The organism is Pseudomonas sp. NPDC099000 (assembly GCF_044759925.1).
Classification (GTDB): Bacteria; Pseudomonadota; Gammaproteobacteria; order Pseudomonadales; family Pseudomonadaceae; genus Aquipseudomonas.
On the sequence record NZ_JBIWAF010000048.1, the window covers coordinates 1 to 25747 of the forward strand.

A 25747-nucleotide genomic window follows, 5' to 3' on the forward strand; every position below is an offset into this window, starting at 1 on the left:
AATAATACGTCCACCACATACAACAACACTAATACCGAAACAATATCACAACACAACCATCATAACAACACTGAACGGACGATATCTACGTCTCGCCGAGCCAGATCCGTCGCTTCAACTTGCGCACCGGTGACACCATCGTTGGCAAGATCCGCCCTCCGAAGGAAGGCGAGCGTTATTTCGCGCTGCTCAAGGTCGATACGATCAACTACGATCGTCCCGAGAACGCGAAAAACAAGATTCTCTTCGAGAACCTGACCCCGCTGTTCCCGACCGTGCGCATGAAGATGGAAGCCGGCAACGGTTCCACCGAAGACTTGACCGGTCGTGTCATCGACCTGTGCGCCCCGATCGGTAAAGGCCAGCGCGGTCTGATCGTTGCACCGCCGAAAGCCGGTAAAACAATCATGCTGCAGAACATCGCGGCGAACATCGCACGTAACAACCCTGAAGTTCATCTGATCGTATTGCTGATCGACGAACGTCCGGAAGAAGTGACCGAAATGCAGCGCACCGTGCGCGGCGAAGTGGTTGCCTCGACGTTCGACGAGCCGCCAACCCGCCACGTGCAGGTTGCTGAAATGGTGATCGAGAAGGCCAAGCGCCTGGTCGAACACAAAAAGGACGTGGTGATCCTGCTCGACTCCATCACCCGTCTGGCGCGTGCCTACAACACCGTGATCCCGAGCTCCGGCAAGGTATTGACCGGTGGTGTCGATGCCCACGCCCTGGAGAAACCGAAACGTTTCTTCGGCGCCGCGCGGAACATCGAAGAAGGCGGTTCGCTGACCATCATCGCCACTGCGCTGGTTGAAACCGGCTCGAAGATGGACGAAGTGATCTACGAAGAATTCAAAGGCACGGGCAACATGGAACTGCCGCTGGATCGTCGTATCGCTGAAAAACGCGTCTTCCCGGCCATCAACATCAACCGTTCCGGCACCCGCCGCGAAGAGTTGCTGACAGCCGACGACGAGTTGCAACGCATGTGGATCCTTCGCAAGCTGCTGCACCCGATGGACGAAATCGCTGCCATCGAGTTCCTGGTCGACAAGCTGAAAACGACCAAGACCAACGACGAGTTCTTCTTGTCGATGAAGCGCAAGTAAGGCGGTTTTACATCCGCTAAAAATGGCGTCCTTCGGGGCGCCATTTTTTTTGCCCGAAAAATGGGAGGTTTGTGATTAACTCCGGTCAGTTAGAAAACAAAAAACGATCGTAAAAACAATCAACTGACTGGCCTTACTGTTTATGAGCACGCTTGCTTATCGAAGGGACATCGACGGCTTACGCGCAATCGCTGTGATTGCAGTGGTGTTGTTCCATTTTGGTGTTCCAGGGTTCACCGGCGGATTCGTCGGCGTGGACATCTTCTTTGTAATTTCCGGCTATCTGATCACCTCGATCATCTGGAACCAGCGTCAGGCCGGGCGCTTCAGCTTTATTGATTTCTGGGCCCGTCGTGCCCGTCGAATCCTCCCCGCGTTGTTTGCGATGATCATTGCCGTGCTGGCGGTGGGCTGGTTCCTGCTGGCACCCAAGGACTATGAAGAGCTGGGGCGCTCGGTGCGTTACCAGGTGATGTTCGTTTCCAACATCCTGTTCATGCGTCAGGACGGCTACTTTGACGTTGCTTCCGACCTCAAGCCACTGCTGCATACCTGGTCACTGGCGGTTGAAGAACAGTTCTATATCGTCTTCCCGTTGTTGCTGACGCTGTTGTCGAGTCGCCTGAAAGCTTGGCGTCTGGCGCTGTTTTGCGTGTTGCTGGTGTCCTTCGGGCTCAGTGTCTGGGCCGTTGCGCATCACCCTGAAAAAGCGTTTTTCCTGTTGCCGATGCGCGCTTGGGAATTATTGGCCGGCGCGATGCTGGCCGTTGCGCCCAGAAGCCAATGGCGCCTGACCACCACCGGGGCTCAAGTGGTCAGCCTGGCCGGGTTCGGGCTGATTCTGCTGGCGGTAACGGGCTACGACAGAAGCACGCCATTTCCCGGTGCGGCGGCGTTGCTGCCGACCCTGGGCGTGGTTGCGCTGATCTGGGCCAACGGCCACCGGCAGACTCTGGTCGGTGGATTGCTGGCCAGTCGTGTGCTGGTCGGCCTCGGGCTGATTTCCTATTCCTGGTACCTGTGGCATTGGCCGGTGTTTGTCTTTGCCAGCTACGCCAGTGTCGAGGAGCCCGGTCCGTTTGATATTGCCGGCTTGATTTTGCTTACCCTGGTGCTGGGTTACTTGTCGTGGAAATTCGTCGAGACGCCGTTCCGCGAGCGGCGGCTGTTGGCGGGGCGTCGGCAGGTGCTGGTGGCGGCCGGTTTCGGCATTCTGGTGTTGGGCCTGGCCGGTCAAGCGCTGCGCTGGACCGATGGCTTGCCCTCGCGCCTGTCCGATCAAGCGTTGCAGTACGCCAAAGCGAAGGAATGGCGGCCGGAACTGATGCGCTGCCTGGCCGATGACAAAACCCCTGACGACCAGCTCTTCTGTCACTACGGGGCGCCGGCGCTGTGGTCACGGGTGCTGGTCTGGGGCGACAGTCATGCCACCGCGCTGATTCCGGTGTTTGATGAGGGCGCGCAGAAGCATGGCATCAGCGTGATACTCAGCAGTTCCACGGGCTGCATCCCGGTTGAAGGGCTCGAGCACGATCAGCGGTGCGCCCGTTTCAATCGCCGGGTCGAGCAGGCGTTGAAGCCGCAATCGGTGGGCGACGTGGTGCTGGTCGCGCGCTGGAGCCTGTATCTCTATGGCGATGCGAAGGGCGATCTCGGGCATGCACTGAAAGATGCCCGTGGTCGGTACGACCGAGCCAATGCCGAGCAGCAACTGGCTGAAGGATTGCAGGCGACCGTCCGGCAATTGCGCAAGGGCGGGCATCGCGTCTGGCTGATCAAGGAAGCGCCATTGCAGCCCTTCAGCCCGCCTTACCGCCTCAGCCGCCTGGCCATGCTGCATCGTCCGACCGATGACGTCGGGCTGGCAGTGGCTGAGCATTTCAAGCGCCAGGCGTTCATCAGCCAACTGTTCGCGCAAATAGCGGCGGCCAATCCCGGCGTGACCGTGGTCGATCCGGCGCCGTTGCTGTGCGATCAAGCGGGCCTGTGCCGCGCCGAACTCGACGGCCATTCGCTGTATACCGACGACAATCACCTGTCCGAGGTCGGTGCGCGCTTTATCGCGCCGGTGCTTGAGCCGCTGTTCAAGCGCCTGCAAGCCCGCACGACACTGGGCAATGGCAACTCAAATGCGGCCAAGTAAGCAGCGATAAGCTGCCAGCGGACGGCAGAGCAGGTAGGATGTACGCCTATTTTAGGGGTGCCATCGTCAATGAAATTCAAGGATCTTCGGGATTTCGTGCAGCAGCTTGAGCAGCGCGGAGAGTTGAAACGCATCCAGATCCCCGTCTCTCCAGTGCTGGAGATGACCGAAGTCTGTGATCGCACGCTGCGGGCAAAAGGCCCTGCGCTGCTGTTCGAAAACCCTACCGGCTACGACATTCCGGTGCTCGGCAACCTGTTCGGCACCCCCGAGCGGGTCGCCATGGGCATGGGCGCAGAGGCGGTCAGCGAATTGCGCGAGATCGGCAAGCTGCTGGCGTTCCTCAAGGAACCCGAGCCGCCGAAGGGCTTGAAAGACGCCTGGTCCAAGCTGCCGATCTTCCGCAAGATCATTGCGATGGCGCCGAAAGTCGTCAAAGACGCGGTGTGCCAGGAAGTGGTCATCGAAGGCGACGACGTCGACCTGGCGATGCTGCCGGTGCAGACCTGCTGGCCCGGCGACGTCGGCCCGCTGATCACTTGGGGCCTGACCGTCACCAAAGGTCCGAACAAGGACCGCCAGAACCTCGGGATCTACCGTCAGCAAGTGATTGGCCGCAACAAGGTCATCATGCGTTGGTTGAGTCACCGTGGCGGCGCGCTGGACTATCGCGAGTGGTGCGAGAAGCATCCCGGCCAGCCGTTCCCGGTCTCCGTGGCGTTGGGTGCTGACCCGGCGACCATCCTTGGCGCCGTGACGCCGGTACCGGACAGCCTCTCCGAATACGCCTTCGCCGGTCTGCTGCGCGGCAACCGCACCGAACTGGTGAAGTGCCGCGGCAACGACCTGCAAGTGCCGGCCACCGCCGAGATCATCCTTGAAGGCGTGATCCATCCGGGCGAGATGGCCGACGAAGGTCCGTACGGCGACCACACCGGTTATTACAACGAAGTCGACAGCTTCCCGGTGTTCACCGTCGAACGCATCACCCACCGGATCAAACCGATTTACCACAGCACCTACACCGGCCGTCCACCGGATGAGCCGGCGATTCTCGGCGTGGCGCTGAATGAAGTGTTCGTGCCGATCCTGCAGAAGCAGTTCCCGGAAATCACCGACTTCTACCTGCCGCCCGAAGGTTGCTCGTACCGCATGGCCATCGTGACCATGAAGAAGTCGTATCCGGGCCACGCCAAGCGGGTAATGCTCGGTGTCTGGTCGTTTTTGCGACAGTTCATGTACACCAAGTTCGTTATCGTCACAGACGACGATATCAACGCGCGGGACTGGAACGACGTGATCTGGGCCATCACCACGCGCATGGACCCCAAGCGCGACACGGTGATGATCGACAACACGCCGATCGACTACCTCGACTTCGCCTCGCCGGTCTCCGGACTGGGCTCGAAGATGGGGCTCGATGCCACGCATAAATGGCCGGGCGAAACCACTCGCGAGTGGGGCCGGGTCATCGTCAAGGATGAAGCCGTTACCCAACGGATCGATGCCATCTGGAATCAGTTAGGAATAGATTGATGCGTGTAACCTTGCAGCCCTCCGGAGCAGTGCTAGAGATTCTGCCCGGCGAGCGGATTCTCGATGGCGCGCGGCGCCTGGGCTACGAATGCCCGCAAAGCTGCCGCAACGGCAATTGCCACGTGTGCGCGGCGTTGCTGGTGGAAGGCCGGGTCGAACAGGCCGGCGGTGTGCGTGACCATGGCGAGTTCTACACTTGCATAGCAGAGCCGCTGGAAGACTGCATCGTGCTGTGGGATGGCGTGCTCGCGCGGGGAGAATTGCCGGTGCGCAGCTTATCGTGTCAGGTCATTGAATGCAGGGATGTGGGCGGCGATACCTTTCGCGTGCATCTGCGAGCGCCTGCGGGCAAGCTGCCGCGTTATCACGCTGGCCAGTATTTGATGATCGAACGCGAGAACGGCGAGAAATCCGCCTTCTCCCTGGCCTCGGCACCGCATGCCGGGCGAGACCTCGAAATCCACGTGCTGGCGCGCGAAAGCAGTGCGCTGAACCTGATCGAACAATTGCAACGCAACCCGATGGTGCGCATCGAGATGCCGTTCGGCGATACCCATCTGGCGGAATTGCCGGACGGTCCGCTGGTGTTGATTGCCGCCGGCACCGGCATGGGCCAGATTCACAGCCTGATCGAACATTGCCGGGCCACGGGTTTTAAACACCCGGTGCATTTGTATTGGGGTGTGCGTCGGCCTGAAGACTTTTATGAAATCGAGCATTGGGATGAGTGGCTGAAACTGCCCAATCTGTTCCTGCATAAAGTTGTCAGCGATCAATGCGGCTGGCAGGGGCGTTGCGGGATGCTGCATGAGGCGGTGTGTGAGGACTTCCCTGATCTGAAATCCTTGCATGTGTACGCCAGCGGTTCACCGGCCATGGTCTACGGCACGCTGGATGCTTTGGTTGAAGCGGGGATGGATGCGCATCAGATGCGCGCTGACGTCTTTGCCTACGCGCCTCGATCTTGATCCTCGATCTTGATTCGAGATCTTGATCCTCTCTCTTAATCGTTATAACTGCATATATAGCCGATCGGTATTTATACATTTGTATAAATGCCGCTAGGTTATATCAACCAAGGCAATTATTTAAGAACTGTGCCATGGCACTTAAATTGCCTTAAAACATATGTGCCTTATTGTTACAGCGGTGCGTTCTATTAAGTAATTCTTCACCCGCGGGGAGCTGAACGCTAATCGCCATGAGCGCCATTGAATCTGCTTTTCTGAATCTGGCTTACCCTCCGCGGCTCGATCTGGGGCCGCAGCTTACGCACGAACAATTGCTCAGCTCGATGCAGTCGACCATGGCGCGCCACAAGGGCGGACCGGTCTGGCTGTTCGCTTATGGTTCGCTGATCTGGCGCCCTGAATGCCCGGCGGTGGAGCGAGTGCGCGGCCGAGTGCATGGCTACCATCGCGGCTTGTACCTGTGGTCCCACGAACATCGCGGCACACCGGAAGTCCCCGGTCTGGTCTTTGGCCTGGATCGCGGCGGTTCTTGCAGCGGCTTCGCTTATCGTTTGCCCGAAGAACAACTGGAAGCCTCGCTTTATGCGCTTTGGCAGCGCGAAATGCCGTTCCCATCCTATCGCCCACACTGGCTCAACTGCCGTCTCGAAGACGGAAGCCAGGTTCAGGCATTGGGATTTGTCTTGGAGCGGCACTTGCCCAGCTATGCCGGCAACTTGCCGGATCACGTGCTGAGCCACGTGTTCGAAAACGCTTGCGGGCGTTACGGCACCACTCGCGATTATGTCGAGCAGACCGCCAACGCCCTGCGTAGCCACGCCATGCCAGACCGGAATCTGGAGGCGCGGCTCAAGCGCTGCAAATCAAAAGACGATCAGGCGATCGCTTCGCGGCTCTGACTGGCGACTTGCTTGTGCCACAGCGTCGGTGCAAGGAAGGCCATCGCCAACAGGCACGCGCCGATCAGTAGGACAAAACCGCCGTCCCAGCCAAAGTGGTCCACGGTGTAGCCCATCGCTGCACTGGCCGCGACCGAACCACCCAGATACCCGAACAGACCCGTGAAACCCGCTGCCGTACCGGCGGCTTTTTTCGGTGCCAGTTCCAGCGCTTGCAGGCCGATCAGCATCACCGGACCGTAGATCAGGAAACCAATCGAGATCAGCGCGATCATGTCGACAGTCGGGTTGCCGGCCGGGTTGAGCCAATAGACCAGCGTCGCCACGGTCACCAACGCCATGAACACCATGCCGGTCAGGCCGCGGTTGCCACGGAAGATCTTGTCCGACATCCAGCCGCACAACAGTGTCCCGGGAATACCTGCCCACTCGTAGAGGAAATACGCCCACGACGTTTTGTCCACGCTGAAGCCTTTGGCCTCCTTGAGGTAGGTCGGGGCCCAGTCGAGCACGCCGTAACGCAGCAGGTAGACAAAGACGTTGGCCATTGCGATGTACCAGAGCATTTTGTTGCGCAGCACGTATTTGACGAAGATTTCCTTGGCGCTGAATTCTTCCTCGTGACTGGCGTCGTAGCCTTCCGGGTAGTCGTTCTTGTACTTCTCGATCGGTGGCAGGCCAACCGATTGCGGTGTGTCGCGCATGGTGACGAAGGCAAACACCGCCACCGCCATGGCAACGGCCGCCGGCACATAGAACGCCGCGTGCCAGTCATTGAACAAGCCCATGCCCAGCAGGAACAGCGGGCCGATCAGGCCACCGCCGACGTTATGCGCGACGTTCCACAGGGACACTACGCCGCCGCGTTCCTTTTGCGACCACCAGTGGACCATGGTCCGTCCACTTGGCGGCCAACCCATGCCCTGGGCCCAGCCGTTGATAAACAGGAGGATGAACATGATGGTCACGCTGGACGTCGCCCAAGGCGCAAATCCGAAAATGAACATCACGCCAGCCGATACCAGCAGGCCGAATGGCAGGAAGAAGCGCGGGTTGGAGCGGTCGGAAACAATGCCCATCAGGAACTTGGACAAACCGTAGGCGATGGCAATCGCCGACAACGCCAGGCCCAGTTCGCCGCGGGTATAGCCCTCTTCGATCAGGTAGGGCATGGCCAGGGAGAAGTTTTTGCGCAGCAGGTAATAACCCGCGTAGCCAATGAAAATACCGGCGAAGATCTGCCAGCGGAGGCGTTTATAGGTGTCGTCTATTTTTTCTTCAGGCAATGGAGCCTGATGTGCGGCAGGACGAAAGAAAGCAAACATTCAAGAGCTCCAGATTTCTTGTTTTGACTGCGGATGCGAATGTTACAGTTTCATTACCGAAAATAGCACCGGTTCGCATCGACCAAAAAGCGGAAATGTGGGAGATCGCGTGTTCCTTTATGAACATGTCGCACAGGTATAAGTGAAGGGCGGTGTGGGAATGGTCCCGAGCGGCGGTTGATGACGCATTTCAGTCTGGAGTAGGACAGGGCTTTGGGAAATGTCCTGCGGCCGAACAAGAAGTCGCGGTGTTCTGTTTCGGGCCGTCGACTCTTACCTTTGTGCTGGTGTCGGGGTTGGCATTTCAGTGGTGAGGGAGAGGGGTTATGCGGTGGTTGGCGTTTGTGCTGTTGGTGGTTGGATCCGTGGGTGTCTGGGCAGGGGAGGTATTTTTGATTCCGGAAAACAACCCGAAGCCGATTTACCCAAGAGAGCTATTCAGGGCTGGGGCCACAGGGAAGTCAGGGTCAGGTTCACCGTGTATGCCGATGGTTCAGTCAACAAAGTGAGCATTCTGCAAAGCGACCATCCCGATCTGGCTGAAGCGGTCCGGAAGGCGATCACGCAGTGGCGCTTCAAACCGTGGGCGGTCGAAGGCGACATACCTGCTGAGCAGGAAGTGACGGCCCCAATGGTTTTCAGACTGGATCTGGACACACCCATTCACACTAACAAGTGGCTCAAGCAATTGAGGTGCCGTGACATCAATGAGGCGTTAGTCGATTTTCCGGAGTACGCGTGGGTTGATGCCGCCGTGTTCGATTACACGCGTGCTTATTTGTCGAACGTGATTTATACGACGCAGTTACAGAATGAGAAGCGCTTGGCATTGATTGCCAAGCTCAATAAGCGCGTGCCGAAAATTGTCAGGGATTGTCGGGCGAGTCCGGTTCGCAAGTACATGAGCTTGCTACCGGAAGATATTCGAAAGCTGCTTTGACCCAAGGTAACTAAAAAGCGGCCCGGACAATCCGGGCCGCTTCTTCAGGCTCAGCGAACCTGTACCACCACTTTCCCGACCGCCTTGCGCTGGCCAAGATCATTGATCGCCTGCGCCGCATTGCTCAGCGGATACACCTGCGACACCAGCGGCTTCAACTTGCCTTCGGCAAACCAGCCAAACAACTGCTGGAAGTTCGCCGCGTTGTCCTGCGGCTGGCGTTGGGCAAACGAACCCCAGAATACGCCGACCACCGCCGCACCCTTGAGCAGCGCCAGGTTCACCGGCAGTTCCGGAATGCGACCGCTGGCAAAGCCGACCACCAGCAGGCGACCGTTCCACGCGATGGCGCGGATGGCCTGATCGAACAGGTCGCCGCCCACCGGATCGTAGATCACGTCGGCGCCCTGGCCATCGGTCAGGCGTTTGATTTCGTCCTTGAGGCTGGTTTCGCTGTAGTTGATCAGTTCATCGGCGCCGGCAGCCTTGGCCACGGCAAGTTTTTCGGCGCTGCTGGCGGCGGCGATCACGCGGGCGCCCATGGCTTTGCCGATTTCCACGGCGGCCAGGCCGACACCGCCGGAAGCGCCGAGTACCAGCAGGGTTTCACCCGGTTGCAGGTTGCCCCGTTGCTTGAGCGCGTGCATCGACGTGCCGTAAGTCATGCTGAACGCGGCGGCGGTGTTGAAGTCCATCGATGACGGGATGGGCAGCACGTTGTAGCCCGGCACCGCGACCTGTTCGGCGAAACTGCCCCAGCCGGTCAGGGCCATGACCCGGTCACCAACCTTGAGGTGGCTGACCTTTTCGCCTACTTCGCTGACCACGCCAGCCGCTTCACCACCCGGAGAAAACGGGAAGGGCGGCTTGAACTGGTATTTGCCCTCGATGATCAACGTGTCCGGGAAATTCACCCCGGCGGCGTGCACGTCCAGCAGGATTTCATTCTTCTTCGCGACAGGACTGGCGACGTCTTCCAGCACCAGCGATTCGGCAGGGCCGAAGGCTTTGCACAGCACGGCTTTCATCAGGGCTATTCCTTTGGGAGTGATGGCCGATAAGTGTAGGTGTGTGAGTCGATGGGTCAACGAGCATGCCCGACCCTGATAGCCAGCCATAAGCTTGTGCTTGAGCGGCGGGTCGTTATGCTAGGCCGCAAACCGGATAAGGAGCGAATTGTGAAAGCGTGGATCATGTTGTTGCTGGCCCTCTCTCTGCCCGTGGCAGCGATGGCCGAAGAAGCCAAAGAAGGTGAAGCTCCGAAGGTCAATTACATCACCCTGAGCCCGCCGTTCGTGGGCAACTACGGGCTGGACGGTACGCCCAAGCTCAAGGTCTACAAGGCCGATGTGGCATTGCGCGTGACCGGTGACGAGGCGACCAAGGCGGTGAAGGCCAACGAGCCGTTGATCCGTAATCAGCTGGTGGCGTTGTTTGCCCAGCAGTCGACCGAAGCGATGAGCAACGTTGAAGCCAAGGAAAAGCTGCGTCAGGAAGCCTTGAAGCAGACCCAGCAAGTGATGAGCGATGAGACCGGCAAGCCGGTGGTTGAGGATTTGTTGTTCAACAACCTCATCATCCAGTAATGCTGGATCTGTAGGAGCCGGCTTGCTGGCGATAGCGGTTTTACATTCAACATCCATATTGATTGTTACATCGCCATCGCCAGCAAGCCGGCTCCTACAAAAAGCGTGTCAGCGCAATGCAATCACCGCCGCCCACTGCTCAGCGGTAACCGGCATCACCGAAAGCCGCGAACCCTTCTGCACCAAGGGCATCTCCGCCAGCGCGGTCTGCTGCTTCAAATAATCCAGTTTCAACACCTTCGCAAACGTCTCGACATGCGCCACATCAATCGCGCTCCAGGCGTTTTTCTCGGCCGTGGCCTTTGGATCGTAATAATGACTTTCCGGCTCCAGCGCCGTCGGGTCCGGATATGCCGCTTCAACAATCTTTCCGATCCCGGCAATCCCGGGCTCCGGGCAGCTGGAGTGATAAAAGAAAAACTCGTCGCCCACCGCCATCGCCCGCAAAAAGTTACGCGCCTGATAGTTGCGAACCCCATCCCAGCGCGCTTTGCCAAGCTTCGCCAAGTCGTTGATCGAGAGTTCGTCGGGCTCGGACTTCATCAGCCAATAGGCCATGGTTTTTGCTCCTTGCGAGGTGAGTGGGCAAGTTGTCGGGCAATTTTATGACAAACCGACAGTCGGTTGACGCCAGCGTTTGCGTGTCAGTTCACGTTGTCGCAAAATGCCGGCCTTCTAAGCTTGACGCTGCTGCACGGCCTACACCTACAACGGAAACCGCTGCTGTCATCGTGTTGATGTGCCTTTGGGGGGCAATCGATGAAACGCAAACCGGATTTACTATGGATTTTGGTTATTTTGTTCGGCCTCGGCGTCGTGACCACCGGCTATGCCCAAAGCCTGTGGAACAACAAGACCGACGCACCGATCGAAATCGCGCAGCAACAACAGCCGTCGGTTTTCAAGCGCTGAGCCTGTTTTTCGGACGCCACTGATTCCAGTGGCGTCTAGCCTGCGAAATACCACGCCTTGTCTGTCACCGTTCCTTGCAACGGTACATCCCAGCTCGCCTGAGCCAAACGTTCTACCTTCTGACATTCATGGGCCAGCCCCAGCAGCGTCGGCTTGCGCCAGTTTTTTCGTCGCGCCAGGTAGGCGAGGCTTCGATCGTAGAAACCACCGCCCATTCCCAGACGTCCGCCGACGTCGTCAAACCCCACCAATGGCAGCAGCACCAGGTCCAATGCCCAGACTTTGCGTTGGCGGGCGAGGTTGTGCCGGGGTTCGAGAATACGAAAGCGGTTGGGTTTGAGCTTTTCACCGGGACGGATCCGCTGGAACACCATTTTGGTTCGCGGCCAGGCACTGAGCACCGGTAAATAAGTCGCCTTGCCCCGACGTTGTGCAGCACGCAGCAGCAGGCGCGGGTCGATTTCACCGTCGGTGGGCAGATAAAGAGAGATGTGTTTGGCGCGGCGAAACAGCGGCTGCTGGGCCAACTGCTTGTACAGCCCGCGAGCAGCCTGGCGTTGCTGACTGGGTGTCAGTGCGCGGCGGGCCTTGCGCAGCATGCGTCGAAGTTGCGGGCGGGGCAGCAGCGCAGGTTCGGTCATGGATTCGGGCTTCGACAGGACGGATACATAAAGCGTACCCGTAAAAAAGCCGATGCCGGTATTTAAACCGGCATCGGACTGGAATCAGGCTCCCCGGATGAACCGCTGCTGACTTAGCCCTTGAACCCGAAAGTTCAAGTTGGAAGATGCAGTAGGCTTTAAGGCTTTCCGTCTAGCGGACATGCACACCAGCCCAACGTGCAGCCTCCAGGGTAGTGCGAATCGGCTCAGGGACGTGGTCAACTGGCAAGCACCCCAGGGAGTGTGGCGAGTATACCCCAAGCGGTTTCGTGTTTCAGCCCTTGGTGACGTCCGGATCGGTGGCGAGCACCAGATCGACGCGATCCAGCAGGTCGCGAACCTGTTCGCGAGTCGAGCCGCTGGCCTGCACATCCGGGCGTTCTTCCTTGTGCAAAAGATCGTGCGTAATGTTCAGTGCAGCCATCACGGCGATGCGGTCGGCACCGATGACTTTGCCGCTGCTGCGGATTTCGCGCATCTTCCCGTCCAGGTAACGGGCGGCGCTCACCAGGTTGCTGCGCTCTTCCTGGGGGCAAATGATCGAATACTCTTTATCGAGGATCTGCACGGTAACGCTATTGCTTGAACTCATGAGTCTTGCTCCAGGGCCTTGAGGCGCGAAATCATTGATTCGACCTTACGCCGGGCGATTTCGTTCTTTTCAATGAGGTGAGCGCGTTCCTCGCGCCAGGTTTTTTCCTGAGCTAATAGGAGTCCGTTTTGACTCTTAAGTTGCTCGACCCGATTAATTAGCAGTTCGAGTCTGGCCATCAGCGCTTGCAGGTCGGTGTCTTCCATTGTGTCCACTGAATTAGGTCTGATGGATGGTAGATGGCGGACAGCCTTTAATAGTCTTGGCGAGTCTGTCGATGTAGGATACAAGGCCTTCATTCTAGACATAGCGCCGTCTGGCGCCTAGCTGCCCATGCCCATTCAGAATTCCCCGTACCAAGCCTTCGCCACACTGCTGACCTCCAGCGGTCATAACGTCTCGCCTGCCGAACTGCATGGCCTGCTGCTCGGACGCAGCTGCGCCGGTGCCGGCTTCAATGCAGAAGAATGGTTGATTGATGCCGCCGAGCTGCTCGAAACCGAGCCACAGGATAATGTCCGCAACGCCTTGATCGGCTTGCAGGAGATGGTCAAGGGCGAGCTCACCGGTGACGATGTGACCGTGGTTCTGCTGCTGCCGACCGATGACGAACCTCTGGCTGACCGTGCCGCTGCACTGGGCCAATGGTGCCAGGGTTTCCTCAGCGGTTTCGGCCTGAACTGCCGTGACAGCAGCATGCTGAGCGCCGAAGCCACCGAAGTGTTGCAGGATCTGGCCGCCATTTCTCAGGTGCAAGACGCCCTGGAAGAGTCCGAAGATGGCGAAAGCGACTACATGGAAGTGATGGAATACCTGCGCGTTGCGCCACTGCTGCTGTTCTCCGAAACCAAAAAAGCAGATGCGCCGGCTGCGGCCAAGCCGTCGCTGCATTAATCGTTTGCCAGGGAACGCCATCTGCCCATGATTCATATCCCGAAATCGGAATACAGCCGTCGCCGCAAGGCCCTGATGGCGCAGATGGAACCCAACAGCATTGCCATCCTGCCCGCCGCCGCGGTGGCCATTCGCAACCGCGACGTCGAGCACGTTTACCGGCAGGACAGCGACTTCCAGTACCTCAGCGGCTTCCCCGAGCCCCAGGCCGTCATCGTGCTGATGCCCGGTCGCGAACATGGCGAGTACATTCTGTTCTGCCGTGAGCGCAACGCCGAGCGAGAACTGTGGGACGGCCTGCGCGCCGGCCAGGAAGGCGCGATCCGCGACTTCGGCGCCGACGATGCGTTTCCCATCACCGACATCGACGACATCCTGCCGGGCCTGATCGAAGGCCGCGACCGGGTGTATTCGGCGATGGGCAGCAACCCGGAATTCGACCGGCACCTGATGGAGTGGATCAACGTGATCCGCTCTAAAGCGCACATCGGTGCCCAGCCGCCGAACGAATACGTTGCCCTGGATCATCTGCTGCACGACATGCGCCTGTATAAATCGGCGGCAGAAGTGAAGGTGATGCGCGAAGCCGCACGGATTTCCGCTCAGGCGCATATCCGGGCGATGCAGGCCAGCCGGGCCGGGCTGCACGAGTTCAGCCTCGAAGCCGAACTCGATTACGAGTTTCGCAAGGGCGGGGCGAAGATGCCGGCCTACGGTTCGATCGTCGCCGCTGGGCGCAACAGCTGCATCCTGCATTACCAGCAGAATGACGCGGTGCTCAAGGATGGCGACCTGGTGTTGATCGACGCCGGTTGCGAGATCGACTGCTACGCCAGCGACATCACCCGCACCTGGCCGGTCAATGGCAAGTATTCACCGGAACAGAAGGCGATTTACGAGTTGGTGTTGGCTTCCCAGCAAGCAGCGTTTGCCGAGATCGCGCCGAACAAGCATTGGAATCAGGCGCACGAAGCCACGGTCCGGGTGATTACCGCCGGTCTGGTGAAGTTGGGCCTGTTGCAGGGCGACGTCGACGAGTTGATCGCCAGCGAAGCCTATAAAGCGTTTTACATGCACCGCGCCGGCCACTGGCTGGGCATGGATGTGCATGACGTCGGCGAATACAAGGTCGGCGGCGAATGGCGGGTGCTGGAAGTCGGCATGGCGCTGACCGTGGAGCCGGGCATCTACATTGCCCCGGACAACCAGAACGTAGCGAAGAAATGGCGCGGCATTGGCGTGCGCATCGAGGACGACGTGGTGGTCACCAAAAACGGTTGTGAAATCCTGACCCAAGGCGTGCCGAAAACGGTCGTCGAGATCGAGGCCTTGATGGCCGCCGCGCGGACACAAGCGGCATGAGTCGAGTCAATCTGGCAATCATCGGTGGCGGTCTGGTCGGCGCCAGCCTGGCGTTGGCGTTGCAGGCCGGGGCCAAGGCCCGTGGCTGGAAGATCGTGCTGATCGAGCCGTTTGCCCCCGGCGATACGTATCAGCCGAGCTATGACGCTCGTTCTTCGGCGCTGTCCTACGGTGCCAAGCAGATTTATCAACGGTTGGGTGTGTGGCAGGAAATCTCCCGCCGCGCCGAGCCGATCAAGCAGATTCATGTGTCCGACCGAGGGCGTTTTTCCACCGCCCGCTTGTCGGCGATGGAAGAGGGCGTGCCGGCGCTGGGTTACGTGGTGGAAAACGCCTGGCTCGGCCAATGCCTTTGGCAAGGTCTGGACAAGGACGTTGTCACTTGGCGTTGCCCGGCGGAAGTCACGCGCATGGAGCCGCTGACCGATGGTTATCGCCTGACCCTCAACGATGAAACCACCCTGGAATGCGACCTCGCGGTGCTGGCTGATGGCGGCCGTTCGAGCCTGCGCGAGCAATTGGGCATCGGCATCAAAAAGCGTCCGTACAACCAGAGTGCACTGATCGCCAACATCACGCCGAGCGAAGCGCACAACGGCATGGCCTTCGAGCGCTTCACCGACGACGGCCCGATGGCGTTGTTGCCGCTGCCGGACAACCGCTGCGCCCTGGTCTGGACCCGATTGGGGATGGACGCGCAACGGCTGGCGGCCCTCGACGAACGCAGTTTTCTCAGCGAATTGCAGGGCGTGTTTGGTTATCGCCTCGGCACCTTGAAACAGGTCGGCGCGCGGCATCTTTACCCGCTGACGCTGATCGAAGCCGAAGAACAGGTGCGCCCGCATCTGGCCATCCTCGGCAACGCCGCGCACAGCCTGCACCCGATTGCCGGCCAGGGTTTCAACCTGTCGCTGCGTGATGCTCAGGCCCTGGCCGATGCCCTGCTGGCAAGCGACACATCCCCCGGCGACTTCGCGACCTTGCAGGCCTATCGCGAGCGTCAGCGCATGGATCAGAACCTGACCGTAGGCTTCTCCGATCAGGTGACCCGTTTGTTCGGCAGCACTCAACCGCTGGTTTCCCTGGGCCGCAACATCGGCCTGCTCGGTCTCGATCTGCTGCCGCCGGCCAAACGCTGGTTCGCCCGGCAGGCCATGGGCTTGGGTACTCGACCCGATGCTTAAGTGGCTGACTGCCAGATTCGGCAAAGCACGGCTGATGCGCTGGGCGATGAACTTCTACCCGCCATACCTCGGCGCCGGGGTTCGGGTGCGGCACATCAGCGATGATTTCCGCGACGTCCGGGTATCCATGGGCCTGGGCTGGTACAACCGCAATTACGTTGGCACGCAGTTCGGTGGCAGCTTGTACTCGATGGTCGATCCGTTCTACATGCTGATGCTGATGGAAAACCTCGGACGCAAATACATCGTCTGGGACAAAGCCGCTGACGTCGATTTCATCGCACCGGGCAAAGGCCCGGTGTTCGCCCGTTTCACGATCGACGATACCTTGCTCGACGAGATCCGCCGGCAGACGGCGGAGGGCGAAAAGTACCTGCCGCAATTGCAGGTCGATATTCATGACGGCGCCGGCAACTTGGTGGCGCGGGTCGGAAAAACCCTTTACGTGCGGCTCAAGCCGCAAGCGAGACAGGCTTAAAGCATGGAAATGCGCGCAGATCTGCTGATTGTCGGGGCCGGAATGGTCGGTAGCGCCCTGGCGCTGGCGTTGCAGGACAGCGGGCTGGAAGTCCTGCTGCTGGACGGCAGCCCGATGAGCGTCAAGCCCTTCGACGAGCAATCGCCGTTCGAACCGCGAGTGAGCGCCTTGTCGACGGCCAGCCATAGGATTCTCGAACGCCTCGGTGTCTGGGACGGTATCGCCAACCGGCGCAGCAGTCCGTATACCGACATGCACGTTTGGGACGGCAGCGGCACCGGGCAAATTCATTTTTCGGCGACCAGTGTGCATGCCGAAGTGCTCGGGCATATCGTCGAGAACCGCGTGGTTCAGGATGCCTTGCTCGACCGTTTGCATGACTGTGATCTGGGAATGCTGGCCAACGCGCGCCTGGAGCAAATGCGTCGCTCCGGCGACGAATGGCTGCTGACCCTGGCCGATGGGCGCACGCTGCGCGCACCGCTGGTGATTGCGGCGGATGGCGCCAACTCCGCAGTACGGCGGCTGACCGGTGTGGCGACTCGCGAGTGGGATTATATGCACCACGCGATTGTCACCAGCGTGCGCAGCTCCAAACCTCATCAAATGACCGCTTGGCAGCGTTTTACCGACAACGGTCCATTGGCGTTTCTGCCGCTGGAACGTGAGGGTCAGCAGGATTGGTGTTCGATCGTCTGGTCGACCACCCCGGGCGAAGCCGAACGCCTGATGGCGCTGGACGACGAAGGTTTCTGCAAAGAGCTGGAGCGAGCCTTCGAAGGCCGACTCGGCACGGTGCTCAGCGCCGATCCGCGTCTGTGCGTGCCCCTGCGTCAGCGCCATGCCAAGCGTTACGTGGCTGAAGGCCTGGCGCTGATCGGCGACGCGGCCCACACCATTCACCCATTGGCCGGGCAGGGCGTGAACCTCGGTTTCCTCGATGCCGCCGTTCTGGCCGAAGTGCTGCTGCAAGCGGCCGCGCGTGGCGAGCGTTTGGCGGATGTGAAGGTGCTCAGCCGTTACGAGCGTCGGCGCATGCCTCACAACTTGGCGTTGATGGCGGCGATGGAGGGTTTCGAGCGCCTGTTCCAGGCTGATCCGTTGCCGATTCGCTGGTTGCGCAATACCGGGTTGAAGATGGTCGACCAGATGCCTGAAGCCAAGGCGCTGTTCGTGCGCGAAGCGCTGGGGTTGATCGGGGATTTGCCAGCGCTCGCCAAGGCCTGAAGTAGGGATGGCCCTGTGGCGAGGGGGCTTGCCCCCGTTGGGTTGCGAAGCAGCCCCGGCATTTCTTCAGACAAACCCTGCATTCCGATTTGCGACCGCTTCGCGCTGGAGCGCCAGCCCGGTCGGACGGGGCAAGCCCCCTCGCCACATGAGGCGTGCGCGCACTTTGTGCAACATCTGGTAACGCCTCCGCAAACTGATTGATTGAGAACGTAAATGTGAGTCCTTATCATTTGGTCTCAATTTCCCAATCGAGAGTTCGCTCCTATGTTGGCACCGAAGCGTCTACTGACTGCACTCGCCCTGACCCTGATTGGCAGCACTGTCGCCCAGGCCGCCGACGAGGTGGTGGTTTACTCCTCGCGTATCGATGAACTGATCAAGCCGGTGTTCGATGCCTACACGGCGAAAACCGGTGTGCAGGTGAAGTTCATCACCGACAAGGAAGCGCCGCTGATGCAGCGGATCAAGGCCGAGGGCGAGAATGCCACCGCCGACCTGCTGCTGACCGTCGACGCGGGTAACCTCTGGCAAGCTGAGCAGATGGGGATCCTGCAACCCTTCACTTCGAAAACCATCGACGCCAACATTCCGCCTCAATACCGTGCCGCGTCCCACGCCTGGACCGGCTTGAGCCTGCGGGCGCGGACTATTGCCTACTCCACTGACCGGGTCAAAGCCGGCGAACTGACCACTTACGAAGCCCTGGCTGGCAAGGAGTGGGAAGGTCGTCTTTGCCTGCGCACCTCGAAGAAGGTCTACAACCAGTCCCTGACCGCCACCCTGATCGAAACCCACGGCGCGGAAAAAACCGAAGAAATCATCAAGGGCTGGGTCAAGAATCTGTCCACTGACGTGTTCTCCGACGACACCGCGCTGCTTGAGGCGATCAACGCCGGGCAATGCGACGTCGGCATCATTAACACTTATTACTACGGCCGCCTGCACCAGCAGAAGCCGGACCTGAAGGTCAAGCTGTTCTGGCCGAACCAGGCCGACCGTGGCGTGCACATCAACCTCTCAGGTATCGGCCTGACCAAGCATGCCCCGCACCCGGAAGCAGCGAAGAAACTGGTGGAGTGGATGACCACGCCTGAAGCGCAGAGCATCTTCGCCGACGTCAACCAGGAGTTCCCGGCCAACTCGAAAGTGGAACCTTCCAAGGAAGTGGCGGCGTGGGGCAAGTTCAAGGCTGACACCTTGCCGGTGGAAGTGGCGGGTAAACGCCAGGCCGAAGCCATTCGGTTGATGGACCGCGCTGGCTGGAACTGAGTCTGCGGCTTGTAAGAGCGAAAGATCGCAGCCTTCGGCAGCTCCTGCAGGGTGTAAACCACCCAACGTAGGAGCTGCTGGAGGCTGCGATCTTTTTGCATTTTTCCTACACTCCACGATTTGCTTGCGAGAGACCTTCCTTGGCCCACCCCGCCCAACGCCGCTGGTACCCTCTGGTCTTCGCCATCGTTGCGCTGGTCCTGCTGCCACTTAGCGTTTTGCTGTTGTCATGGCAAACCATCGATCATCAAATCTGGTCCCACCTCTGGGACACCCAAATGCCGCGCCTGCTGGGCAACACGCTGACGCTGGTGCTCGGCGTCGGTATCGGTGTCACGCTCCTGGGTGTCAGCCTCGCCTGGCTGACCAGCCTCTGCGAATTCCCCGGTCGGCGCTGGCTGGACTGGGCGCTGATGCTGCCTTTTGCGATTCCGGCTTATGTGCTGGCCTTCGTCTTCGTCGGCCTGCTGGATTTCGCCGGCCCCGTGCAAACCCTGCTGCGCGAATGGTTCGGCGCGGGCTTGAGGTTGCCGCGGGTGCGCTCCACCGGTGGCGTGATTCTGGTCCTCGTGCTGGTCTTCTATCCCTACGTTTACCTGTTGGCGCGAACCGCGTTCCTGGCCCAGGGCAAAGGCTTGATGGAAGCAGCGCGAGTGCTGGGTCAATCGCCGTGGCAGGCGTTCTGGCGAGTTGCCTTGCCGATGGCGCGGCCGGCGATTGGTGCCGGCGTAGCGTTGGCGCTGATGGAAACGTTGGCGGACTTCGGTGCGGTGTCGGTGTTCAACTTCGACACGTTCACCACGGCCATCTACAAAACCTGGTACGGATTTTTCAGCCTCTCCACCGCCGCACAACTGGCCAGCCTGTTACTGCTGGTGGTGATGATCGTGTTGTACGGCGAACGTCGTGCGCGCGGGGCCAACCGCACGAGCAATGAGCGCCCCCGGGTCAAGGCGCTGTACCACCTGCGGGGCTTCAAGGCGTTGGCGGCCATGAGTTGGTGTGGCCTGGTGTTCGCTTGTGCCTTCGTCATTCCGATGCTGCAACTGGTGGTGTGGTTCTGGCAGCGTGGGCGCTTCGATCTGGATGAGCGTTACGCCGGGCTGATCGTCCACACCTTGTACTTGGGCGGCATGGCGGCGTTGATCACCGTCGGCGTTGCCCTGGTGCTGGCATTTGCCCGGCGACTGGCGCCGACCCGGGCGATCCGCTCCGGTGTCAGCCTGGCCAATCTCGGCTACGCCCTGCCAGGGTCGGTGCTGGCGGTGTCGATCATGTTGGCGTTCAGTTATCTGGATCGCGAGCTTGTGATCCCGGTTTCAAGTTGGCTCGGTGGCGCGGGCAAGCCATTGCTGTTGGGCAGTCTGTCGGCGTTATTGCTGGCCTATCTGGTGCGTTTCATCGCAGTGGCTTACGGGCCGCTGGAAAGCAGCCTGGCGCGAATACGGCCCTCTTTGCCCGAAGCGGCACGTAGCCTTGGCGTCAGTGGGCCACGACTGTTTTTCAAAGTGTATCTGCCGTTATTGCTGCCCGGCACGTTGAGCGCCGCGTTGCTGGTGTTCGTCGATGTGCTCAAGGAAATGCCCGCGACCCTGCTGATGCGCCCGTTTGGCTGGGACACGCTGGCGGTACGGATCTTTGAAATGACCAGCGAAGGCGAGTGGGCGAGAGCCTCATTGCCGGCCCTGACCCTGGTTTTGGTCGGGCTGTTACCGGTCATCGGATTGATTCGACGTTCAGCGCATCGAAACGCCTAGGTGTCAGTCCTACACCTTGAGGCTACAATGCGCGGCATTCGGTGCGGTCCGTCCTACGGACCTGGTAGCTGACATCGGCTGAAAGCCTTCTATTTCAAGGCTTTCGCCCGTGAAGCACTTGCCCGCACCTTCGCCACGCCCGGAAGGAGAAACCCATGGGACAGCGTACGCCTCTGTATGACCTTCATCTCGCCCTCGGCGCGAAGATGGTCGATTTTGGCGGTTGGGATATGCCTCTGCATTACGGCTCGCAGGTCGAGGAACACCATCAGGTGCGCCGCGATTGCGGGGTTTTCGATGTATCCCACATGACCGTGATCGATGTCGGCGGCCCCCAGGCCAAGGCCTGGCTCCAGCATTTGCTGGCCAATGACGTCGAGCGCCTGCACAGCCCCGGCCGTGCCTTGTACAGCACCATGCTCAACGAGCGCGGCGGCATCGTCGACGACATGATTGTCTACCGTCTCGAGGACGGTTATCGGCTGGTGGTCAACGCCTCCACTCGCAATCAGGACCTCGCCTGGATGCAGGCCCACCTCGATGGTTTCGATGTGCAGCTCAACGAGCGCTCCGAACTGGCGATGCTGGCCATTCAAGGGCCACAGGCCCGGCACAAGATTTCCGAACTGGTGACCCAGTCCCGCGGCAACCTGATTCAGATGCTCAAGCCCTTCGAAGGCCAGCCTGATGGCGACTGGTTTATCGCGCGCACCGGTTATACCGGTGAAGATGGCCTGGAAATCGTTCTGCCGGCCAATCAGGCCCCAGGTTTTTTCAACGATCTGGTGGGTGCCGGCATTTCTCCTATTGGTCTGGGCGCCCGGGATACCTTGCGTGTCGAGGCCGGCATGAATCTGTACGGCCAGGACATTCATCAAGACGTTTCACCGCTGGCCTCGAACATGGCCTGGAGCATTGCCTGGGAACCGGCCACTCGCCAGTTCATCGGTCGCAGCGCTCTAGAAGCTGAACGGGCGGGTGGCGTGCAGCACAAACTGGTCGGTCTGGTCCTTGAAGAGCGTGGGGTTTTGCGCGCTCATCAAGTAGTCCGCATCGCCAATGTTGGCGAAGGAGAGATCACCAGTGGTAGTTTCTCTCCTACGCTTAGCAAGTCGATAGCACTGGCGCGCGTGCCGATGGCAACTGCCGACCGCGCAGAAGTGGAAATCCGTGGCAAGTGGTACCCGGTCCGAGTGGTCAAACCGACCTTCGTACGCCATGGCAAAACCTTGATCTAACCTTTTTGGCGGGCAACGACCGCTGACAATTCTCTTGAGGACACAGAACATGAGCGATATCCCTGCCGACCTGCGTTTTGCCGAAAGTCACGAATGGGCCCGCCTGGAAGCCGATGGCACCGTCACCGTGGGCATCAGCGATCACGCTCAGGAAGCCTTGGGCGATGTGGTGTTCGTTGAGCTGACCGAAGTCGGAAAAGTCTTCGCTGCCGGTGATCAATCCGGTGTCGTTGAGTCGGTTAAAGCCGCCTCCGACATCTACTCCCCTGTATCCGGTGAAGTGATCGCGATCAACGAAGACCTGGGCGGTTCGCCTGAAGCGCTTAACACCGATCCGTACGGTGCCTGGATCTTCAAACTCAAGCCAAGCAACCCGGCCGAGCTGGACAAGCTGCTTGATGCCGCCGGCTACAAGGCTGCCATCGGCGAGTAAGCCTTCAGCGTCATCCCAAAGCCCCGACTTGTCGGGGCTTTTTATTGCCCGATGATAATCCCTGTAGGAGCGAGGCTTGCCCGCGAAGGCGGTGTGTCAGTCGATAGCTGATTGGCTGGCACACCGCCTTCGCGGGCAAGTCGGATCGCCGCCCGCTCGCTCCTACAAGGGATCGCTGTCGGCAGCGGCTGCTATGCTGGTTTGACCGTGTTGCATCGACGTTGAGCGCCAGTCAAGAGAGAGCCCGTCATGTCCCAGTTGCCGTCCTTGAGCCAGTTACGCGACCCCAATGCCTTTCTTCGCCGCCACCTCGGCCCCGATGCCGCCGAGCAACAGGCGATGCTCGACAGCCTCAGCCTCGGCAGCCGGGTCGAGTTGATCGAGCAGACGGTGCCGCCGGGAATCCGCCTGAACAGGCCGCTCGACCTGCCACCCGCGCTCGACGAAGAAGCCGCACTGGCCAAGCTGCGTGGGTATGCCGAGCAGAACCAGGTCTGGACCAGCCTGATCGGCATGGGCTACCACGGCACCCTCACACCGACTGTCATTGTGCGCAACGTGCTGGAAAATCCCGGTTGGTATACCGCCTACACGCCTTATCAACCAGAGATCGCCCAAGGCCGGCTCGAAGCGCTGCTGAATTTCCAGCAATTGACCATAGACCTAACGGGGCTCGAGCTGGCTAACGCCTCGCTGCTCGATGAAGCCACGGCGGCGGCGGAAGCCATGGCGTTGGCCAAGCGGGTCGCCAAGTCCCGAAGCAATCTGTTCTTCGTCGATGAAAACTGTCATCCGCAAACCATTTCCGTGGTGCAAACCCGGGCCGAAGGATTCGGTTTCGAGCTGATCATCGACGCTGTGGATAACTTGAAACAGCACGAGGTGTTCGGTGCGTTGCTGCAATATCCCGACACCCACGGCGAGATCCGTGATCTGCGTCCGTTGATCGATCATCTGCATGCGCAGCAAGCCTTGGCCTGTGTCGCAACCGATCTGCTGAGCCTGCTGTTGCTGACGCCGCCGGGGGAGTTGGGTGCCGACGTGGTGTTCGGCTCGTCCCAGCGTTTCGGTGTGCCGATGGGTTATGGCGGGCCGCACGCGGCGTTTTTTGCCAGCCGCGATGAGTACAAGCGAGCGATTCCCGGGCGGATCATCGGCGTGTCGAAAGATGCTCGCGGCAATGTCGCGCTGCGCATGGCCCTGCAAACCCGTGAGCAACATATCCGCCGGGAGAAGGCCAACTCGAACATCTGCACCGCTCAGGTGCTGCTGGCCAACATTGCCAGTTTCTATGCGGTCTACCACGGTCCGGAAGGGCTCAAGCGCATTGCCCAACGCGTCCATCGGCTGACCAGCATCCTCGCCGCTGGCCTGGAGCGCCACGGCATCACCCGCCTCAACACACACTTTTTCGACACGCTGACGCTGGAGGTCGGTGGCACTCAGACGGCAATCATCGAAAGTGCCCAGGCCGCACAGATCAATTTGCGCATTCTCGGACGCGGGCAGTTGGGGCTGAGCCTCGACGAAACCTCTGACGAAACCACGGTAGCGAAACTGTTCGATGTGTTCCTCGGTGCCGATCATGGGCTGAACGTCGACGAACTGGACGCTGAAACCCTTGCTTCCGGCATTCCCACAGGTCTGCTGCGCACCTCGCCTTATCTGCGTCATCCGGTATTCAGCGCCCATCACAGCGAAACCGAGATGCTGCGCTACCTCAAGCAACTGGAAAACAAAGACCTGGCGCTCAATCAATCAATGATCCCGCTGGGCTCGTGCACCATGAAACTCAATGCCACCAGCGAGATGATTCCCATCACCTGGCCGCAATTCGCCAACCTGCATCCATTTGTGCCGAAAGAGCAGGCCGTGGGTTATTCGCTGATGATCGAGGAACTGGAGCGCTGGCTCTGCGCGATCACCGGTTTCGACGCGATCTGCATGCAGCCCAACTCCGGCGCCCAAGGCGAGTACGCCGGGCTGCTGGCGATCCGCAAATACCACGAGAGCCGTCATGAAGGGGCGCGAGACATTTGCCTGATTCCGTCTTCGGCCCACGGCACCAACCCGGCCTCGGCGCAGATGGCCGGGATGCGCGTGGTGATCGTCGAATGCGACGAGGCGGGCAACGTCGATCTGGATGACCTCAAAGGCAAGGCTGCGGAGGCGGGTGACAAACTCGCCTGCCTGATGGCGACGTATCCGTCGACTCACGGCGTGTATGAAGAAGGCATCAGCGAAATCTGCGAAGTTATCCACAGCCACGGCGGCCAGGTGTACATGGATGGCGCCAACCTCAACGCTCAAGTGGGATTGGCGCGGCCGGCGGACATTGGCGCCGACGTCTCCCACATGAACCTGCACAAAACCTTCTGCATTCCCCATGGCGGCGGTGGGCCGGGCATGGGTCCGATTGGCGTGCGTGCACACTTGGCGCCGTTCGTCGCCAATCACCCGGTGGTGCCGATTGAGGGACCGTTGCCGCAGAACGGCGCGGTCAGCGCGGCGCCTTGGGGCAGCGCGAGCATTCTGCCGATCAGCTGGATGTACATCGCCATGATGGGGCCGCAGTTAGCGGATGCCAGCGAGGTGGCGATCCTTGCCGCGAATTACCTGGCGCAGCATTTATCCGGAGCATTTCCAGTGCTCTACACCGGGCGCAACGAGCGGGTAGCGCACGAATGCATCCTGGATTTGCGGCCCTTGAAGGTGCTGACCGGGATCAGCGAAGAAGACGTGGCCAAGCGTCTGATGGATTACGGTTTCCATGCGCCGACCATGTCGTTCCCGGTGCCGGGAACGCTGATGGTCGAGCCGACCGAAAGTGAGTCAAAAGCCGAGCTGGACCGGTTTATAGGCGCGATGCTGAGCATTCGCGCGGAAATCACCGAGGTGCAGAACGGTAACTGGCCGGCCGAAGACAATCCGCTGAAGCGAGCGCCGCATACCCTGGCCGACATCACCGGGGTCTGGGAGCGGCCTTACAGCATCGAGCAAGCGGTGACGCCGGATGCGCACACCAAGGCGCACAAGTATTGGCCGGTGGTGAATCGGGTGGATAACGTCTATGGCGACCGGAACCTGTTCTGCGCCTGCGTGCCGGTAGACGATTACCGCTAAAAATACCGCCCCCTGTAGGAGCGAGGCTGAACTGGTCCAGTAATTTTGGACATTTTTTTCGGTTCTCACGCCGCCAGCTTTTCCGCTGCTACAGGTGAGTGGTA

General features: G+C 59.9%; 22 protein-coding genes, 1 other RNA gene and 2 pseudogenes. 18 read left to right on the top strand and 7 right to left on the bottom strand.

Annotated elements, in window-relative coordinates:
• Positions 1–77: 77 nt before the first annotated feature.
• The 5 genes and pseudogenes from rho to ACIQV9_RS28440 form a co-directional block, all read left to right on the top strand.
• Positions 78–1109 (top strand): annotated as a pseudogene (rho, locus tag ACIQV9_RS28420) (transcription termination factor Rho); the annotation flags it as partial.
• Between the two features lie 142 nt (positions 1110–1251).
• Positions 1252–3252, top strand: coding sequence for an acyltransferase family protein (locus ACIQV9_RS28425; protein ID WP_403108496.1), 2001 nt, complete (start codon positions 1252–1254; stop codon positions 3250–3252).
• Between the two features lie 69 nt (positions 3253–3321).
• Positions 3322–4788: a 4-hydroxy-3-polyprenylbenzoate decarboxylase gene (ubiD, locus tag ACIQV9_RS28430; protein ID WP_150712980.1), complete on the top strand. Its 1467-nt coding sequence runs from the start codon at positions 3322–3324 to the stop codon at positions 4786–4788.
• Entirely contained in the window at positions 4788–5756 is a 969-nt protein-coding gene (locus ACIQV9_RS28435; protein ID WP_403108500.1) for a CDP-6-deoxy-delta-3,4-glucoseen reductase, read from the top strand. The genes ubiD and ACIQV9_RS28435 overlap by 1 nt, the downstream gene beginning before the upstream one ends.
• Before the next feature lie 233 nt (positions 5757–5989).
• Positions 5990–6658: a gamma-glutamylcyclotransferase gene (locus tag ACIQV9_RS28440; RefSeq protein WP_403108503.1), complete on the top strand. Its 669-nt coding sequence runs from the start codon at positions 5990–5992 to the stop codon at positions 6656–6658.
• Here ACIQV9_RS28440 and glpT read toward each other — a convergent pair.
• On the bottom strand, positions 6634–7983 hold the full coding sequence (gene glpT / locus ACIQV9_RS28445; RefSeq protein ID WP_109635765.1) for a glycerol-3-phosphate transporter: 1350 nt from the start codon (positions 7981–7983) through the stop codon (positions 6634–6636). The genes ACIQV9_RS28440 and glpT overlap by 25 nt on opposite strands.
• 326 nt (positions 7984–8309) lie before the next feature.
• On the opposite strand from glpT, the pseudogene ACIQV9_RS28450 reads away from it, so the two are divergent.
• Positions 8310–8923 (top strand): annotated as a pseudogene (locus ACIQV9_RS28450) (energy transducer TonB).
• Between the two features lie 50 nt (positions 8924–8973).
• Here ACIQV9_RS28450 and ACIQV9_RS28455 read toward each other — a convergent pair.
• The gene (locus ACIQV9_RS28455) at positions 8974–9951 is read right to left on the bottom strand and encodes an NADPH:quinone oxidoreductase family protein (RefSeq protein WP_403108506.1); all 978 of its coding nucleotides are present in this window, start codon (positions 9949–9951) and stop codon (positions 8974–8976) included.
• Positions 9952–10101: 150 nt separating this feature from the next.
• On the opposite strand from ACIQV9_RS28455, the gene ACIQV9_RS28460 reads away from it, so the two are divergent.
• Positions 10102–10509, top strand: a complete 408-nt coding sequence (locus tag ACIQV9_RS28460; protein ID WP_403108509.1) for a flagellar basal body-associated protein FliL — start codon at positions 10102–10104, stop codon at positions 10507–10509.
• 108 nt (positions 10510–10617) lie between these two features.
• Here the strand turns inward: ACIQV9_RS28460 and ACIQV9_RS28465 are convergent, their stop codons facing one another.
• Positions 10618–11067, bottom strand: a complete 450-nt coding sequence (locus ACIQV9_RS28465) for an EVE domain-containing protein (protein ID WP_403108511.1) — start codon at positions 11065–11067, stop codon at positions 10618–10620.
• A 201-nt stretch (positions 11068–11268) separates the two neighbouring features.
• On the opposite strand from ACIQV9_RS28465, the gene ACIQV9_RS28470 reads away from it, so the two are divergent.
• The gene (locus tag ACIQV9_RS28470; protein WP_403108514.1) at positions 11269–11421 is read left to right on the top strand and encodes a hypothetical protein; all 153 of its coding nucleotides are present in this window, start codon (positions 11269–11271) and stop codon (positions 11419–11421) included.
• A gap of 35 nt (positions 11422–11456) precedes the next feature.
• On the opposite strand, the gene ACIQV9_RS28475 is transcribed toward ACIQV9_RS28470, so the two are convergent.
• From ACIQV9_RS28475 to ACIQV9_RS28490, 4 genes are all read right to left on the bottom strand, one after another.
• On the bottom strand, positions 11457–12062 hold the full coding sequence (locus ACIQV9_RS28475; RefSeq protein ID WP_010465002.1) for a 5-formyltetrahydrofolate cyclo-ligase: 606 nt from the start codon (positions 12060–12062) through the stop codon (positions 11457–11459).
• 86 nt (positions 12063–12148) lie between these two features.
• Positions 12149–12327: non-coding RNA, 6S RNA (gene ssrS / locus ACIQV9_RS28480), on the bottom strand.
• A 30-nt stretch (positions 12328–12357) separates the two neighbouring features.
• Positions 12358–12675, bottom strand: coding sequence for a cell division protein ZapA (locus ACIQV9_RS28485; RefSeq protein WP_007942435.1), 318 nt, complete (start codon positions 12673–12675; stop codon positions 12358–12360).
• Positions 12672–12881 carry a TIGR02449 family protein gene (locus tag ACIQV9_RS28490; protein ID WP_003213954.1) on the bottom strand — a complete coding sequence of 70 codons (210 nt, stop codon included), beginning with the start codon at positions 12879–12881 and terminating at the stop codon, positions 12672–12674. The genes ACIQV9_RS28485 and ACIQV9_RS28490 overlap by 4 nt, the downstream gene beginning before the upstream one ends.
• A gap of 127 nt (positions 12882–13008) precedes the next feature.
• On the opposite strand from ACIQV9_RS28490, the gene ACIQV9_RS28495 reads away from it, so the two are divergent.
• The 10 genes from ACIQV9_RS28495 (at position 13009) to gcvP (ending at position 25643) form a co-directional block, all read left to right on the top strand.
• Positions 13009–13569, top strand: coding sequence for a YecA family protein (locus tag ACIQV9_RS28495; RefSeq protein WP_403108518.1), 561 nt, complete (start codon positions 13009–13011; stop codon positions 13567–13569).
• Between the two features lie 27 nt (positions 13570–13596).
• Positions 13597–14931, top strand: a complete 1335-nt coding sequence (gene pepP, locus ACIQV9_RS28500) for a Xaa-Pro aminopeptidase (RefSeq protein WP_403108521.1) — start codon at positions 13597–13599, stop codon at positions 14929–14931.
• A complete protein-coding gene (gene ubiH, locus ACIQV9_RS28505; RefSeq protein ID WP_403108524.1) occupies positions 14928–16115 on the top strand; it encodes a 2-octaprenyl-6-methoxyphenyl hydroxylase in 1188 nt (395 codons plus the stop codon). The genes pepP and ubiH overlap by 4 nt, the downstream gene beginning before the upstream one ends.
• Positions 16108–16593, top strand: coding sequence for a DUF4442 domain-containing protein (locus ACIQV9_RS28510; RefSeq protein ID WP_403108526.1), 486 nt, complete (start codon positions 16108–16110; stop codon positions 16591–16593). The genes ubiH and ACIQV9_RS28510 overlap by 8 nt, the downstream gene beginning before the upstream one ends.
• A 9-nt stretch (positions 16594–16602) precedes the next feature.
• Entirely contained in the window at positions 16603–17820 is a 1218-nt protein-coding gene (locus tag ACIQV9_RS28515; RefSeq protein WP_403108542.1) for a 2-octaprenyl-3-methyl-6-methoxy-1,4-benzoquinol hydroxylase, read from the top strand.
• 267 nt (positions 17821–18087) lie between these two features.
• Positions 18088–19092 (top strand): extracellular solute-binding protein, encoded by a 1005-nt coding sequence (locus ACIQV9_RS28520; RefSeq protein ID WP_403108528.1) that lies wholly within the window; start codon positions 18088–18090, stop codon positions 19090–19092.
• Between the two features lie 140 nt (positions 19093–19232).
• On the top strand, positions 19233–20849 hold the full coding sequence (locus ACIQV9_RS28525; protein ID WP_403108531.1) for an ABC transporter permease: 1617 nt from the start codon (positions 19233–19235) through the stop codon (positions 20847–20849).
• A gap of 155 nt (positions 20850–21004) precedes the next feature.
• Positions 21005–22087 carry a glycine cleavage system aminomethyltransferase GcvT gene (gene gcvT / locus ACIQV9_RS28530; protein WP_403108534.1) on the top strand — a complete coding sequence of 361 codons (1083 nt, stop codon included), beginning with the start codon at positions 21005–21007 and terminating at the stop codon, positions 22085–22087.
• A gap of 49 nt (positions 22088–22136) precedes the next feature.
• Positions 22137–22520, top strand: a complete 384-nt coding sequence (gene gcvH, locus ACIQV9_RS28535) for a glycine cleavage system protein GcvH (protein WP_403108537.1) — start codon at positions 22137–22139, stop codon at positions 22518–22520.
• A 249-nt stretch (positions 22521–22769) separates the two neighbouring features.
• On the top strand, positions 22770–25643 hold the full coding sequence (gene gcvP / locus ACIQV9_RS28540) for an aminomethyl-transferring glycine dehydrogenase (protein WP_403108540.1): 2874 nt from the start codon (positions 22770–22772) through the stop codon (positions 25641–25643).
• Positions 25644–25747: the final 104 nt, after the last annotated feature.